The sequence below is a fragment of the Chryseolinea soli genome (assembly GCF_003589925.1).
GTDB lineage: Bacteria > Bacteroidota > Bacteroidia > Cytophagales > Cyclobacteriaceae > Chryseolinea > Chryseolinea soli.
The window spans coordinates 3,528,664-3,544,577 of the sequence record NZ_CP032382.1; the positions used below are offsets into that span (position 1 = coordinate 3,528,664).

Sequence of the window (15,914 nt, forward strand, 5' to 3'; positions counted from 1 at the left end):
ATGGCGCGGATCGTTATCCTGGGCATTTCGGCATTCTATCACGACAGTGCTGCGGCGCTTATCGTGAACGGAACCATCGTAGCCGCCGCGCAGGAAGAACGCTTTACCCGGAAGAAACACGACGCAGGCTTTCCCATCCACGCCATCCGTTACGTGTTGCGGGAGGCGGGTGTCGACTTTGATGACCTCACGACGATCGCGTTTTACGACAAGCCCTTATTGAAGTTTGAACGCTTGCTGGAAACCTATCACGCTTTTGCACCCCGCGGTTTGGTGAGCTTTATTACTGCGCTTCCCGTGTGGATGAAAGAAAAGCTCTTTATGAAGAATGTATTGCGCAAGCAATTAAAAGCTTTGGGGGATGCCCGCGTGCCGATGCTTTTCCCGGAACATCACCTGTCGCATGCGGCCAGCGCCTTTTATCCTTCGCCTTTCGAGGAAGCAGCTATTCTGACCATCGATGGCGTCGGGGAATGGGCTACCACCACGTTGTGTTATGGGAAATCCAACACGATAAAAATTTTAAAGGAGCTTCATTTTCCACATTCCGTTGGACTATTATATGCGGCCTTCACCTATTACCTCGGTTTCAAGATAAACAGTGGAGAGTATAAAGTAATGGGGCTGGTGCCGTATGGCGACATGGCTTCACCCCAAACCAATGAATTCCGCCAAAAAATTCTCTCCACGCTCGTCGACGTGAGAGAAGACGGTTCGATACTCCTCAACATGGACTTTTTCGACTTCGCCACTCAACTCACGATGACGCGAGACGAGAAATGGGAAAGTCTCTTTGACCTGCCCCGCCGTGAGTCGGAATCGGAAATACGGCAAGTACACATGAATCTTGCCCTGGCCTTGCAGCAGGTAACGGAGCAAATCGTGTTGATGCTCGCGCGCACGGCGCAGCAGCTCACCGGGAGCCGAAACCTGGTCATGGCCGGTGGCGTCGCGCTAAATTGTGTCGCCAACAGCAAGATCCGGGAGGCAGGTATATTCGATGCAGTATGGATTCAGCCCGCAGCGGGCGATGCCGGCGGTGCACTTGGTGCTGCATTGGCGGCCCATCACATCGGTCATCACCAGCCGCGGACGCCCACCCCGGGCGATGCGATGCAAAATGCTTACCTGGGTCCTGAATACACGGATAAGGAAATTCTCAATGCGGCTCAAAAATTCAATGCGCCGTTTCGTCGCTTTGAAAAGTTTTCGGACCTCACGGCGCAGGTGAGTGAAAAGATCGCCGCGGGAAAGATTGTCGGATGGTTTCAAGGTAGGATGGAGTTTGGGCCGCGGGCCTTGGGCAATCGGAGCATCCTGGGCGATCCGCGCAACCCGTCGCTGCAAAAGATGCTGAACCTGAAGATCAAGTCTCGTGAAGAGTTCAGGCCCTTTGCGCCCAGTGTTTTGCTGGAGGATCTTCAGGACTATTTCAAGACCACCGAGCCCTCACCCTACATGCTGTTTGTCGCCGCGCTGCGCTGCGAGCTGCGTCAACCTGAGCCGGAGCACTACCAGACGATGTCTTTGCACGACCGTCTTTATCATGTGCGGTCGGATGTGCCCGCCGTGACACACATCGATTATTCTGCACGCATCCAAACCGTGACCCGGGAAAGCAATCCGGAATTTTTCCAATTGCTACGCGACTTCAAAGCGATCAGCGGCTGCGGAATGCTGATCAATACATCGTTCAACGTGCGGGGCGAGCCCATCGTGTGCACACCGCAGGAGGCGTACGCCGGCTTTATGCGCACCGGGATGGATTACCTGGTGATGGGAAATTTTTTGTTTGATCGCCGCGAACAGCCGGCATTACCCTCGGGCCTGGAACAGCATTTTCCGTTGGATTAGGTTGCGCTTCGCCGGCGTTGGACTGTTTTTTAAGGCGTTGGTTGCTCCACCAATTTTCTCAGCGTTTGGGCATCCTCGAAAGCGGTGCCAATCGTGTTATTAAAATAGGCATACACGTCCTTATCTTTTGCCAGCCACGTTCGAATTAAAGCGGCATAGCCTTCCAGAAATTCCTGCGAGTAGCCACCACGATAGTTTCCGTCAGGTCCATGAAACCGCAGGTAAACAACCCGGGTTGCCTCATCCGAAACCGGCGGCTTCGAACCCGGCATGTCGTGCATCACCACAGAGGCTTCATATCGGTCCAGCAGTTCGTATACCGGACCGATATACCAATTTATATCGCGAAACTCGACGCAAATATTCCACCCGGGCACGCTGTTCAGGGCATGGACCTGTTTCAGGATGTTTTTTACTTCCCGCCGGAGTTCGATTTTGACGCTGGTCGGAAATTGGATGAGCAGGCATCCTTTCTTTGCTCCGATCTTGTCGGCTGCTTTCAGAAAGGTCGTGATGTCATCCGGGTTGTAGGGTAATTTCTTTTTGTGCGTGATCGCACGCCACAGCTTCACGGTGAATTTAAAATCATCCGGCACTTCCTGCGACCATTTTTCGAATGTCGCAGGCAAAGGCACTTTGTAGAATGAACTGTTTACTTCCAGTGTATTGAATAGCGATCCGTAGTATTGCAGCCGGCTGGCAGAGCGATATTCTTCGGGAAAGGTCTCTTTCGTCCCGGGAACAACAATTCCGCTGGTACCGATTCGTAGCGTGCCCACCTGCAAGTAATGGTTACATTACTTATAACAAAGCGGGGCGAAAATTAGTTACACCGCCACGTTCATTCCGATCGCAGGCTCTTCGCCGGGTTGGCCAGTGCCGCCCGGATGGATTGATAGCTCACGGTCGACAACGCGATGAATACCGACATCGCTCCGGCCAGTACAAACACATCCCACGTGATGGGAATTTTATACGTGTAGTCGGCGAGCCAGGTTTGCATGAGGTACCATCCCAGAGGAGTGGCGATAGCCATGGAAATGAAGACGAGCTTTACAAAATTTTGGGTGAGCATCCGGAAAATGCTTTGCGTGGTGGCGCCCAGCACCAGCCGTATACTGATCTCCTTACTGCGTTGCTCGACCATAAAGGCAGACAGGGCAAACAAACCCAGACAGGCCACGATGATGGCCAGTGTGGCAAAGCCTGCAAAGAGATTACCCATGCGCTGCACGTCATCGTACATGCGGGCGAAGCTTTCATCGAGAAATCCATAGCGAAAAGGTTGGTGCGGCATGAACTTGTTCCACACCTTCGTGAGCGATCCCAGTGTGGCCTGCATGTCCTTTGATTTTACCCGCACGGTCATCATGGAGTTACCCCCGCCTTCGATCACCAGGGAAAGCGGCATGATCTTTTGTTTCATCGACTCAAAGTTGAAATCTTCCACCACACCGATGATGGTGAACGTCTGGTGGCCGTTTGTGATTTGGTCGCCCAGCGGTTTTTTTAAACCGAATTCCTTGACAAACGCCTGGTTCACCACCGCCGCTTGCGAGTCGGAAGCAAGCTCCCGGTTGAAGTCGCGTCCCTCGACGATGTGCATCTTCATGGTGCTGATGTAGTCGGCGTCGACGCGCCATTTTTGTGCGTTGATGGGCAGGTCTGCTTTCTCTCTTCCTTTACGCCAGAAGCCGTATCCTTCGCGACTTCCACCTCCTACCGGCAGGTAACTGCTGATGGAGACGTGTTGCACATCAGCCAAACCCAGCAGTTCATCCCGGAACGTAAGTTGTTGGTTGTTCAAGGTGTGTGTACCATAGAGAATGACGACCTGGTCCTTGTCAAAACCTGTTTTTGTGGTGAGCAAATAATTCATCTGTCGGTAAATGACCAACGTGCCGATGATCAGGACGATGGAGGCGGTAAACTGAAATACGACCATCGCGCTGCGCAGCCCCGAGCTTTTGCTTCCACGACTCAAGCTGCCCTTCAGCACATCGATGGGTTTGAAGGCCGACAAATAGAAAGATGGATAGAGCCCGGCCACCACGCCGATAAAAAGCATGGCTACAACCAGTGAAGGAAAGAACCACCATGATAACCAGGGAATGGTGAGCGATTTCCCCGCCAGGGCATTGAAGTAGGGAAGAGCAACCCAAACCATAACCAAAGCTATCGCGAATGACACCAGACTATAGAATACTGACTCGGTTAAGAACTGGGTGATGAGATAACCGCGGACAGAGCCTGCCGTTTTGCGCAAGCCTACTTCTTTGGCACGGTTCGCCGATTTGGCGGTGGACAAATTGATGAAGTTGATACACGCCAACAACAGGATGAACGCAGCGATGGCACCGAACAACCAGATGTACCGCGCGTCGCTGTGTCGCATCTCATCATATATTCCGTTCGATTTCAGATAAATGTCTCCGACGGGTTGCAGTCGGAAGAAGTGATATTTCTTTACGTCGGCGGCCGATTGATCGCCTTGTTGTTCCAGGTGTTTGACAAAATACGTGTCCCGCATGGCGGTCATCTTCTTTTCAAGCGCAAGTGGACTTGCGCCCCGTCGCAGTTTGACGTATACACTATAATTCCAGCAACACCAGTTGTCTTGTTCGCCCTGCCAGAACTCTTCGCCTTTCAGCGTGATCAGGAAATCGAATTGAAAGTGTGTGTTTGCCGGCATGTCTTTCATCACGCCGCCGATCGTATACAGCCTGGATTTGTCATCGTTGAGGATGATACTTTTTCCGCGCGGATCTTCGTTCGGAAAATATTTGTCCGCCTTGCGCTTCGAAAGGACAATCGTGTTGGGTTTATCGAGCGCGGTGGCGGCGGTGCCATAGACCATGGGAACTTCCAGGATCTCCAACAAATCCGGATCGGCATAGCCAAAACCTTCTTCAAAACTATTTTCAACGACGTCTTCACGACGGAACAATCCTTTTGTGCCAAAGCCCAGCAGCGTGTTGGGCATGAGCCGGCCTGCTTTTTCCACTTCCGGAAAATCGGTTCGAAGGATGCCGGCCACGGGTGGGGGAATATTGACCCACCGGTCGCCTTGCGGTCCCTTGTATTCATTGTATAAGCGAAAAATGCGATCGCCGTCGGCATATTGTTTGTCGTAGCTCAACTCTTGTCGGATGAAAAGGAAAATGACAAGGCACGTGGCCAACCCCAATGCAAAGCCACCAATAGTGATGCCGGCATACATCTTCTGGCGGGACATGGTCCTCCAGGCGATCTTGAAATAATTTTGAAACATGTCGCGTTGATTTAATGTGGTTCGATAATGACTTTTTCGAAAGGCAAAAGGTTGCAGGAATTGAATGACGTTCCAGATAAATAGAAGGTCTGCTCTGCGTTTTCCGAGCGTGTCGGCGCGGCGTTCATAAAGCTCCTCCAGGTCGCCGAGCACCGCTTCCGACAGGTGATCGTTGCAGAACCAGCGCAAGAAGCGCGTCGCCCACCGGGGTGGGGTTGGTTTGGGATGAGCGCTGCCCTTCATAGCTTTGCGGTTTCCCACACAACCTTAGGGATCTCCTTCCACATGGCGTTGCGCAATTCCTTGGCCTCTTGTAAAGCCTTTTTGCCACCTTGGGTGAGGGTGTACAAACGCTTGTCTCTTCCGCCGCGTTGTTGCGTGCCACCGCCCATATGCGATTTGAGATAACCCTTTTCTTCCAGGCGCACCAGCGTCTTGTGTACAGAGCTGATCATGATGTTGCGACCCGTTTTCTTTTCCAATTCGTCGATGATGGCCAATCCATAAGCATCGCCAAAAAGAATGCCTACGGCCAATAAGACCAGTTCTTCAAATTCACCTAAATAGGTTCCTTTCATATTTATATGTTTCACCTTTGCCTAAATATCAGCGTAAAACAGAAAGGTTACAATTTTTGTGAAGGAATTTTTTTGGAACCCTATAGTCGACGCGTTCGGCCTGGTGTCGAAGTGTGCGTTTTTGGGATGGATCGTTCTTGTGGCCGAGTGAAGTTGATTGACTTGAGGACTAGGAAGTCTTTTTTTCCACGATCGCTTTCAACCCGTTCAGAACATTATCCCACCCCTGCACAGACTTTTCATACCTTTCCTCGGCGCCGGCTCCTGCGCCGACGTCGTCTGTGATGGAAACAACGGTTTCGCCGTTCGCGTATGCTAAGCGGTCCGTTACCGTCGAGGTGCTGTCCGGATGCTTGTCTTCGGAATTCTTCAACGTGTATTTTAAAAGTCTCTCGGGCTCGATGGCGATGATCTCGCCACGCAATTCGATTTTTTTCGACATGACGTGCCCCTTAAAGGTGATGGCACGGCCTACTTTCCAATCGGAGATCACTTCGCAGTTAAAAAAATATTCCTTTGTTTTTTCAGGATTGGTCAGCGCATCCCAAACCTGCGCGGGGGTTCCTTTTATGCGAATGCTTTTGTTGACAACATGGTTGTCGGTGATGTCGGTTTTCATAGGCTTTTTAAGATGGTTAATTCACTGTTCACATCTTCACACAGCATCTAACAATCTGCGTGCAGCAATGTTTTGCCGAGCCTGGGTTGATAAATAAGTAGAAAAAAACGCCGCAGATAAGCAAAGTTTTTGCTTGCCCTGCGGCGTAAATTTTATAAATGCAACATCTTCGTTCGGGGATCCATTTTATCCCGCATACTCTTTCTCCAGCGTAGCCAGATCGTATTTCCTCATTTTTAAAAAGGCATTCATGACCCTTCCCTTTTTCTTCGGATCGGGATCAACAAGCATCTCACCGAGCTGTACGGGGGCAACCTCCCACGACAAACCGAATTTATCCTTCAGCCATCCGCACATGCTTTCCTGTCCGCCGGCCGTGAGTTTCTTCCAGTAATTGTCGATCTCGGTTTGTGTTTCACAGTTCACGACCAGCGCGATGCCCTCATTGAATTCGAAGTCATGCTGCAAGCCGCCGTCCATGGCCATAAACGTTTGGCCGGCCAGTTTGAAACGAGCATGCATTACTTTGCCTTCGTGACCCTCGATCTCCGGGCCGTAACGATGAACGGCTTCGATGGAGGAATTTTCAAACACGGTGGTGTAGAACTTGACGGCTTCTTCCGCTCTTCCAAATTGATTTCCGACATACATCACCATGGGTGTTATTCTTTGACCGACTTCTTGGACGCTACCCAGGTTGAGTTGCCACGACAGTCCATAGCGGTCGCTGACCCAGCCGTACTTTTCGCTCCAGTCATATTTGTCCAGTGGCATCATCACGTTTCCATCCTTTGAAAGCGCCTTCCAGAGTTTTGTGATTTCCGCTTCCGTCTCGCAAACCGTGAATAAGGAGATGGTCGGATTCATTTTGAAGATCGGCCCCCCGTTGGTACCCATGAATTCCTGGCCGTCCAGGTTGAAGGTTACGGTGAGCACCTGTCCCTCAGGTTGGTGGTGAACCTCATAGCCTTCTTTGCCATAGCGTGCAATAACTCCGACGTGCGAGTTGGGAAAAAGCGACGTGTAAAATTTTGCGGCTTCTTCGGCCTGGGTGTCGAACCACAACCCCGTGGCGATTCGTTTGGTGATTTTTGTCATGGTTAAAGTTGTTTTTTTATGAATGATATAATGTAATGGCCATGCTAAACCGATACGTCCGAACCGTTTGGTGATTCAAAGCCCGCATCGTTGCGCAATTCAAAGGTAAAGTAGAGGACGGTTTTGGCGACGTGCTGAAAACGTCAACTTTCGGGGGCAGATGCGTCAGAAAAATTGTCGCACCGCTGCCGGAAATGTAATAACCCAACAATCATACCTGGAAACTGTTTAATTTCCCTCCATGAACCTCGTGAGACTCCTCCCCCTGCTCTTCCTCGCCTTGATGGCATGCAAGCGCCCCGAACAAACAAACCAATCGTTCACCGCCTACACCGGCGCCACCATCATCGATGGCAATGGTTCCAACCCGATCCGGGATGGCGTGCTCCTTATTTCCAACGGGCGCGTAGTGGCAGTTGGCACGAAAGAAAGTGTAAAGATCCCCGAGCATGCTACCGTGCACGATGTGGTGGGCAAGACCATTATCCCCGGCTTGATCAATGCCCATGGCCATGTGGGCGATGTGAAAGGCATTGACGGCGGTCATTATTCGCGCGAAAATATCATCGATAACTTATCGATCTATGCGCGTTATGGCATCACCACGGTGGTGAGCCTGGGCGGCGATAAACCCGACGCGGAATCCCTGCGCGCCGTGAAAGATACCGTCAACACGCAGCACGCACGCTTGTTCATCGCCGGCGAAATCATTAATGGGAAAACCCCCGAAGAAGCGATGGCCGTGGCCGACAGCAACCACCACATGGGCGTCGACATCATGAAGATCAGGGTGGACGATAATCTCGGGACTTCTCCGAAAATGCCTGAAGAAATTTATCGCGCCGCCATCAAACGCGCACACGAACTCGGCTATAAAATGGCCACCCACATGTATTACCTCGACGATGCCCACAAACTGCTCGACGCCGGCTCCGACATGATGGCCCACAGCGTTCGCGACCTCCCTGTAGACGACGCCTTCATTCAACTGATCAAACAAAAGAAAGCAAGCTACTGCCCAACCCTAACCCGCGAGCTCTCCACCTTTGTTTATGAAGATACGGCTGAATTTTTCTCCGATCCGTTCTTCACACGCGAATACGACACGGCCATCATCAAACCCCTGCTGGATCCTGCTCGTCAGCAAAAGATGCGCGAAAGCAAAAGCGCACAAACCTATAAGAAGCAATTGCCGGTAGCGAAGGCTAACCTCAAGACCCTTTGCAACCAGGGCGTCCCGATTGTTTTTGGCACCGACAGTGGCGTGCCCACGCGTTTTATCGGTTACTTCGAACATGTCGAAATGAGCATGATGGCCGACGCAGGCCTCACACCGGAACAAATCCTCTTGTCGGCGACAAAGAACCCTGCAGAATACCTGGGTTTGAAAGATGTGGGCACGCTTGTTCCAGGTCATTGGGCCGATTTCATAGTGTTGGATGCTGATCCGTTGAGCGATATAAAGAATGTAAGAAAAATAAATGCTGTTTTTATCGGTGGACACGAGGTGAAACGATAAAAAAAAGGTCCCCGAAATCGCAACGGCGGTGAACATATTGTTCGCGACGATGAGCAGCGTCTATGCTTCTTTTAACGGACGAACAGGATTGCGTTAAGATGGTTATCATTGTGAGTTTTTGGTGCGTGTACATCGTAGGTGCCAAGCGTTGAATGCATATCGCTTGGATACATTTCTACCGAAAGGTGTATACATAGCATGCACGCACGAAAGCTTAACCCTGACAAACAATGACTATTATGAAAAAGCTATTTCAGATATTTTCTGTTTTGCTGATCGCGACCGCTTGTAGCAATTCCGACAACAACGAAAATGCACAACTCGAGATTCGATTGACCGACGCCCCGGGCGACTATGAAGAAGTAAACATCGACATCCAATCCGTCGAGATCAACGCCAGCGAGACGGACTCAGATTCGGGATGGAAAACGATTGATATCCACGGTGGCGTTTACAACCTCCTGAAGCTTACCAATGGTTTGGACACCGTATTGAGCCATGTGGAACTTCCCGCCGGACATATCTCCCAGATCAGACTGATCCTGGGTGAAAATAACAGCGTGAAGAAGAACGGCATATTAACGCCTTTGAAAACGCCCAGCGCTCAGCAGTCGGGTTTAAAAGTAAAGGTGAATGCCGACCTTACACCGGGGATTACCTACACCATTCTACTGGACTTCGATGCGGCTCGTTCGATTGTTGAAAAGGGCAATGGAGGCTTCAATCTTAAGCCGGTGATTCGCGGCGTGAGCGAGGCGACCAGTGGTGCCATTAAGGGAGTGATTGTGCCGGCCGCTTCAAAACCCGCGATCTTCGCCGTGAACATGAGCGGCGACACGGTGGCCACAACCTACAGCGATACCACTTCGGGTAAATTCTTGTTGCGCGGCATCGATCCGGGCATGTATACCGTGAAGGTCAGCCCTAAACCGAACTATCAACCTACCGAGAAAACAGCTGTATCCGTGTCGCTGGGTGTGGTGACGGATGTCGGCGTGGTGAATGTTCCTTGATTTAAAAAGATAGATGTAAACGCAAAGAGGACTGCATAACAAAATGCAGTCCTTTTTTACTATTAACAATTCACTTCAATTGAAGTCTATCGATTCCGCGCTCAATTCCCCTGTTTCACCAAATGTACTTCGTCGGGGATCAGACCGTGCGCTTCTTTGTGTGTGTTCACCATCGCTGCCGAGTCGGGTGCTTCGGCCAGGCACATCACCACGCCGGCTTTCTCATCTACCCAATAGTTGATCAGGTTCACATCGTATTTGCCTTGAACAGCCAGGTCTTTCACGTGCGCGTCGGCGACTGCCTTCGCGGTAACATTGCCGGCACCCAGGTGGTGAACATCCAGAAAGAGGGCGCCACGCGACTGGGAGGCTGCAGCCGTACCGCTCGTAACGAGTTCGATCAGGTCGGGTACAAGGCCATGCGCCTGTTGATGGGTCTTATAAATAGAAGAATCGTCGGGCGATTCGGAGAGGCAATACACTTTGCCTTTCATTTCATCCACCCAATAGGTTAGAAAACTCACACCAAATTTGCCTTGGGTGGCCAGATCTTTCTGGTGGGCACCGGCCACGTCGGCGGCCGTTACTTTACCGGGTTCCAGGTTGTGTACATCGATGTAAAGCTGTCGTTCGACTGGTTTAGGCTGTTGGACGTTCGTGGAACAAGCGGCCAAAACCAGGGCCAGGGAGAGGAAAACAATACAGGTCTTTTTCATTTTTCGTGATTTAGTTTTAACTAGGACAAAGGAAATCCAAGGGAAATCAAATCTCATCGGAGGTTTTCCCCGTTTTAGTATTCCGGTTCCCTATTTTTACTAAACCCTCTCTTGCAAAAATGGAATTGGTCGAGCGCGATGCATACCTGGATGTGCTTGCAGAACATTATCAGCGCCTCGTCAATGGCGTGGGGCATACCGTGTTTTTGGGAGGCGAGGCTGGCGTGGGCAAAACCTCGCTCGTCAATCGTTTTCTCGACGGCATAGCAGGCAAGGCCAAGATCTATACCGGTGCCTGTGATTCGCTGTTCACCCCGCGACCGCTCGGTCCTCTCTATGATATTGCCGGGCAATTGGGAAAACCCTTGCTGGAACTGCTGCGCAATGAAAAAGACCGGGCCCTCATCTTTACTTCTTTTCTGCAAGCGCTGTCGATCCCCGAGGCTCCGGTCGTCCTTGTATTCGAAGACATTCACTGGGCCGATGAAGCCACGATCGACTTTATAAAATTCCTGGCCCGTCGCATCGCTCGTATTCCGTGTTTGTTTCTGCTGACGTACCGCGATGAAGAAGCCAACTTTTATATTCCCCTGAAAGCCTTGTTCGGTGAACTGCCGGCGGGGCTGTTCACCAAGCTCATGGTGCAAAGACTTTCGCGCGAAGCCGTGGACCGCATGGCGCTGGAGAAAGGCTACGCCTCGGGCAAGGAAGTATACGCCCTCACCTCGGGGAATCCGTTTTACGTGACGGAGATCCTCGCCAGCTATAGCCCCGGGATTCCCGAAAAAGTGAAGGATGCGATCCTCACCGTCTTTCATACGCGTGACGAAACCACCCAAGCGCTATGGGAATTTTTGTCCATCCTGCCCTCGGGCATTGACTACAAAAAGGCGGAACAGATCGATTCTAACTTTCCCGCGGGACTGGAGCATTGCATGCGATCGGGCATCATCGTAAACAAAAATGATTTCCTGTACTTCAAGCACGAACTCTACCGCATCGCCATTGAAGAGTCGATGACGCCGTATCGACGCAAGAGTTTGCACCACCGGATCCTCCAGATCATGTTGGACTGCCCCGTAGAGTTCAATAACCTCTCGGAGGTTGTGCACCACGCCAGGCTAGCCGACGACCGCGCGACCGTAGCGCGTCTGGCACCACAAGCCGCAAAAGAGGCCGCTGGTTTGGGAGCTCACCTCCAGGCGTCCAAGCTCTATCTGACCGCCATCGAATACACCGACCCCAGCGATCCCGCGTTGGTGGAGCTCTATGAGCGTCATGCCTACGAATGCTACCTCACCAACCAGATCGCACCGGCCATCGCCTCTCAACAAACTGTGTTGGCGATGTGGCGTGAACGGAAAGTAAAATTGAGGGAAGGCGACACCCTTCGCTTTTTGTCGAGACTATGGTGGTTTAGCGGTCATCGCGAACAATCCATCGCACTGGCGCGTGAAGCGATCGAAGTTCTGGAGAACGGTTTCCCTACGCGCGAGCGCGCGTTAGCCTATAGCAACCTGGCACAACTCAGCATGCTGGCCGACGATCCGGAGAACACGTTGCTCTGGGGAAACAAAGCCATCGACCTGGCCCAGCGCATGGACGACCAGGAGATCCTTTCACATGCGCTCAACAACGTGGGCGCGGTACAAGTAAAATTCAGTCACGATGCAACGGAGGGAACAGCGAAGCTTCAGGAGAGCCTCGCCATTGCGCTAAAGAATGGCTTGCACGAACACGCGGCCCGGGCCTATACCAATCTTTCCTATTCTTATGTGTTGATCCGGCAGTATAAGAAAGCGGCTGCAATTTTTGATGAAGGACTGAAGTACTGTGAAGAACGCGACTTGAAATCGTGGTCATATTATATGGAGAGCGAAAGGGTGAAGATCCTGTTGGATACAGGCGCCTGGCCCGAAGCCGAAGCACTGGCCCTGTCGTTGTTGAGCAATGCCTTGCAACCGATCACCACGAAGATCGGCGCCATCGTTACCCTGGCGCGCCTGAAGACACGGCGCGGCGCGTTTGAGGAAGCGCGACAATTCATCGATGAGGGAAAAAGGATCGCCCCTCAAACCAGCGAAGCCCAGCGCATCGTTCCCGTGCTGACCGCCGCGATGGAATTTAGCTGGATCACCGGAGAACCGCTTCCCCTCGAAGAATTGAAAGCAGCGGAAGAGTCCTTGTTCTTTCAAAAGGATACTTCCTGGCATTATACCGCCTTGGCCTACTGGATGCACAAATGCGGACTCTCATTAAACGACAAAACCAAGATCGAATTTGTGGGCCCCTTCCGTTTAGAAATTGAAGGCGACTGGAAAGCCGCCGCAGACGAATGGGAGCAAGCCGGGTGCCGCTATGAACACGCATTGGCCTTGCTGGCCGGCGACGAGAAACATCAAAAGCAAGGCATCCTCTTGCTCGACGAGATGGGCGCCACTGCCACCAGCGAAATGCTAAAGCTGAAATTAAAAGGACTGGGTGTGCGAAACATTCCGAGAGGCCCGCGCGAAAGCACGCGGAACAATCCAGCCCAACTCACCGGCCGCCAGATCGAGATCCTGACCCTGTTGCAAGGCGGCGCACCCAACAAAGAGATAGCCGACAAGTTGTTCATCTCGCCCAAAACTGTAGACCATCATATCTCGGCCATCCTCTCGAAGCTGGAGGTGAGCTCGCGCGCGAAGGCCGTGCTGGAGGCGCAAAAGCTGGGCATTTTAAAATAGGGGAGACCCGAGGGGTAAAATAGGGAATTCCCCTGGCGCACAACCGCCCATCCTAAACCAGCTTTGCAGAAGCATTAAACAAACGCTTCATGAAAAAATTCATCATCGAACGCGAGCTGCCGGGAGCCGGCAAGCTCACCCCCTCCGAACTGAAGGCCATTGCCACCAAATCGTGCGACGTAGTCGACAACCTGGAGGCACCGTATCACTGGATCCAGACCTTCGTGACCGACAACAAACTCTATTGCGTCCACATCGCGCCCGACCGTGAAACGGTTTTGGAGCATGCCCGCCAGGGAGGCTTCCCCGCCGACAAAGTATCGGAAGTGAGAAGCATTATGGATCCGACCACCAGCGCTTAAAAAATAAGAGAAGATAATAGTATCTTAGTTGAATAGGACTCCAACCCATTCTCCCCATGAATCCTTCTCCCAACATCGGTGGACCTTCTCGCATACAGTCGGTGGACTTCCTGCGAGGAGCTGTCATGATCATTATGGCCATTGACCACGTGCGTGTCTACTCCGGCATTCCCGCCGGGGGACCGACCGCCGATGTTTTCTTTACCCGTTGGATCACCCACTACTGCGCACCGACATTTGTTTTCTTCGCGGGCACCAGCGCGTTCCTGTATTTTCAGAAGACCGGGGATAAGGGAGCCGTTGCAAAATTCTTGCTCACCCGCGGCCTGCTGCTGGTGTTCTTGGAAATGACGGTGATCCGTTTTTTCTGGATGTTCAATTTCGATTATGCCACGTTCACCTTCACCGGCGTGATCTGGATGCTGGGATGGTGCATGGTGCTGATGGCGGCGCTGGTCAACCTGCGTCCGTCAACGCTAGGCATAGCGGGTTTGGTCATCATTTTTGGTCAACAGGTTTTTCAGTTTGTGCCGCAGCTTTTTCCAGCGTCCCTGCAAGGATCAGTAGCAAAACTGTGGGGCTTCTTCTATCCACCGGCCATGGAAGGGTTGGCTGGCGCGGGAAATCTTTCCGGCACGTCGGGCATGGACAAACCGTTTGGCCTCAGCATTTTCTATGTGATCATCCCTTGGATTGGGGTGATGATGGCGGGATACGGTTTTGGGACGTTGCTGCTCCGCCCGTCAGCTGAAGTGAGAAAGCTCTGTTGGCAAATCGGCATCGGAGCCGTAGTTCTTTTTTTCGTCGGCGGGATCGCCATGACGATATTGAACACCATTCCCGATGACACTACACCTTTCCTGTTCCGGTTTCTCGGTCAAAAAAAATATCCGCCTTCTCAACTCTTCCTGCTGATGACCCTCGGTCCCATCATTGCGTTGGTGCCCTGGGCTGAGAAAACACGCGGCCGCCTGGCCGACGCAGTGAAGATCATCGGGCGCGTACCCATGTTTTATTACCTCCTGCATTTGTTGCTCATCCACCTTTCTGCGTTCATCGTGAATCTTTTGTTATATGGGGAAATACATCAAGACTGGTACACGAATGCACCGTTTGTGGGCATGGCCGAAGATCAGCGATGGGGCCTGCCGTTGTTGTACCTGGTGTGGGCCATCGATGTGGTGATCCTCTATTATGTCTGCCGGTGGTATGCCCGGTATAAGGCCGATCATCCGGAAATAGCATGGATGAAATACATATGACACCCCGACAATTGCATGGGTGAAATAAAAAGCATCTAATTATATCTGAAAAGTAGAAACATATCATTAGCTTTGTTTACAACAAACAAAGTTTGTGAATGAAAGGCTACATTGGCGAATTTGAAGAGCTGGTACTGATCACCATCGCAAGCCTGGGCGAAAATGCTTACGGCGTAGCGATCAAAGAAGACATTGAAATGCGGGCCGGCCGCGACATCAGTCTGGGAGCGTTGCATTCCACCATCACGCGGCTGGGAGAAAAAAAATTTATTCAATCGTGGCTTGGCGAACCCACGCAAGAGCGGGGAGGGAGACGAAAGCGCTTCTTTGAACTCACTCACCAGGGAAAGGTCGCGCTGCACGATATCAAAGCATTGCGCGATGAACTTTGGAAACTTTCAAAAGCCACCCTTACGCTCGCCAAATGAAAACAAAACCCTCCGTTAAACCCCCACACCTGGCCGACCGGCTTTTTGAATGGTACTGCAGCAACGCTTCTATTGAGGATTTGCATGGCGACTTGGAAGAATTGTTTTTCAGAAACCTGGAGAGAATGTCGGTACGCCGCGCCAAGTGGAGGTACTGGCAACAGGTGCTATCACTGATTTTTTCCTATGCCCTTCGGCGAAGAAAAGAAACGGCTGCGTTTCATCCCTATTCGAGCTCGTCCGCACAAACGGCAATGCTTCTCAGTTACTTAAAGATTGGATTCCGGAACCTGGTCAAAAATAAAGGCTACGCAATGGTGAACATCGGCGGGTTGGCCATTTCCGGTGCCGTCGGTCTTATCATCGTATTGTTCATTGCACATGAACTGAGCTATGACCGTTACAATGCCAAAGCCGCCCCGCATTTATCGGCTGAACTTTGAACATCGTTTCGGAGAGAACCATGCG

General features: G+C 51.7%; 14 protein-coding genes. 8 read left to right on the forward strand and 6 right to left on the reverse strand.

Annotated features, from left to right (window positions below; genetic code table 11):
* Complete coding sequence (locus D4L85_RS15180; protein WP_119755086.1) at positions 1–1,854, forward strand: carbamoyltransferase family protein; 1,854 nt, start codon at positions 1–3, stop codon at positions 1,852–1,854.
* Between the two features lie 29 nt (positions 1,855–1,883).
* On the opposite strand, the gene D4L85_RS15185 is transcribed toward D4L85_RS15180, so the two are convergent.
* The 5 genes from D4L85_RS15185 to D4L85_RS15205 all read right to left on the reverse strand — a co-directional run bounded on the left by D4L85_RS15185 (position 1,884) and on the right by D4L85_RS15205 (position 7,420).
* A complete protein-coding gene (locus D4L85_RS15185; protein WP_228450909.1) occupies positions 1,884–2,633 on the reverse strand; it encodes a DUF72 domain-containing protein in 750 nt (249 codons plus the stop codon).
* 62 nt (positions 2,634–2,695) lie between these two features.
* A complete protein-coding gene (locus tag D4L85_RS15190) occupies positions 2,696–5,368 on the reverse strand; it encodes an ABC transporter permease (protein ID WP_119755088.1) in 2,673 nt (890 codons plus the stop codon).
* The gene (locus tag D4L85_RS15195) at positions 5,365–5,703 is read right to left on the reverse strand and encodes a PadR family transcriptional regulator (protein WP_119755089.1); all 339 of its coding nucleotides are present in this window, start codon (positions 5,701–5,703) and stop codon (positions 5,365–5,367) included. The genes D4L85_RS15190 and D4L85_RS15195 overlap by 4 nt, the downstream gene beginning before the upstream one ends.
* Positions 5,704–5,872: 169 nt before the next feature.
* The gene (locus D4L85_RS15200) at positions 5,873–6,322 is read right to left on the reverse strand and encodes an SRPBCC domain-containing protein (protein ID WP_119755090.1); all 450 of its coding nucleotides are present in this window, start codon (positions 6,320–6,322) and stop codon (positions 5,873–5,875) included.
* A 186-nt stretch (positions 6,323–6,508) separates the two neighbouring features.
* Positions 6,509–7,420 carry a VOC family protein gene (locus D4L85_RS15205; RefSeq protein ID WP_119755091.1) on the reverse strand — a complete coding sequence of 304 codons (912 nt, stop codon included), beginning with the start codon at positions 7,418–7,420 and terminating at the stop codon, positions 6,509–6,511.
* 241 nt (positions 7,421–7,661) lie between these two features.
* Between D4L85_RS15205 and D4L85_RS15210 the strand changes: the two genes are divergently transcribed.
* Together D4L85_RS15210 and D4L85_RS15215 are read left to right on the forward strand one after the other, a co-directional pair.
* Positions 7,662–8,939, forward strand: coding sequence for an amidohydrolase family protein (locus D4L85_RS15210; protein WP_119755092.1), 1,278 nt, complete (start codon positions 7,662–7,664; stop codon positions 8,937–8,939).
* Between the two features lie 239 nt (positions 8,940–9,178).
* Positions 9,179–9,952: a DUF4382 domain-containing protein gene (locus tag D4L85_RS15215; protein ID WP_160143749.1), complete on the forward strand. Its 774-nt coding sequence runs from the start codon at positions 9,179–9,181 to the stop codon at positions 9,950–9,952.
* Between the two features lie 101 nt (positions 9,953–10,053).
* Here the strand turns inward: D4L85_RS15215 and D4L85_RS34785 are convergent, their stop codons facing one another.
* Complete coding sequence (locus D4L85_RS34785) at positions 10,054–10,668, reverse strand: nickel-binding protein (protein WP_228450910.1); 615 nt, start codon at positions 10,666–10,668, stop codon at positions 10,054–10,056.
* Between the two features lie 119 nt (positions 10,669–10,787).
* Here D4L85_RS34785 and D4L85_RS15225 point away from each other — a divergent pair, with 119 nt between their 5' ends.
* The 5 genes from D4L85_RS15225 (at position 10,788) to D4L85_RS15245 (ending at position 15,889) form a co-directional block, all read left to right on the forward strand.
* Positions 10,788–13,394 (forward strand): helix-turn-helix transcriptional regulator, encoded by a 2,607-nt coding sequence (locus D4L85_RS15225; RefSeq protein WP_119755094.1) that lies wholly within the window; start codon positions 10,788–10,790, stop codon positions 13,392–13,394.
* 89 nt (positions 13,395–13,483) lie between these two features.
* Positions 13,484–13,756, forward strand: a complete 273-nt coding sequence (locus tag D4L85_RS15230; protein ID WP_119755095.1) for a DUF4242 domain-containing protein — start codon at positions 13,484–13,486, stop codon at positions 13,754–13,756.
* 56 nt (positions 13,757–13,812) lie between these two features.
* Complete coding sequence (locus tag D4L85_RS15235; protein WP_119755096.1) at positions 13,813–15,018, forward strand: acetyltransferase domain-containing protein; 1,206 nt, start codon at positions 13,813–13,815, stop codon at positions 15,016–15,018.
* Between the two features lie 98 nt (positions 15,019–15,116).
* Positions 15,117–15,446, forward strand: a complete 330-nt coding sequence (locus tag D4L85_RS15240) for a PadR family transcriptional regulator (protein ID WP_119755097.1) — start codon at positions 15,117–15,119, stop codon at positions 15,444–15,446.
* Positions 15,443–15,889: a permease prefix domain 2-containing transporter gene (locus D4L85_RS15245; RefSeq protein ID WP_119755098.1), complete on the forward strand. Its 447-nt coding sequence runs from the start codon at positions 15,443–15,445 to the stop codon at positions 15,887–15,889. The genes D4L85_RS15240 and D4L85_RS15245 overlap by 4 nt, the downstream gene beginning before the upstream one ends.
* Positions 15,890–15,914 lie beyond the last annotated feature (25 nt).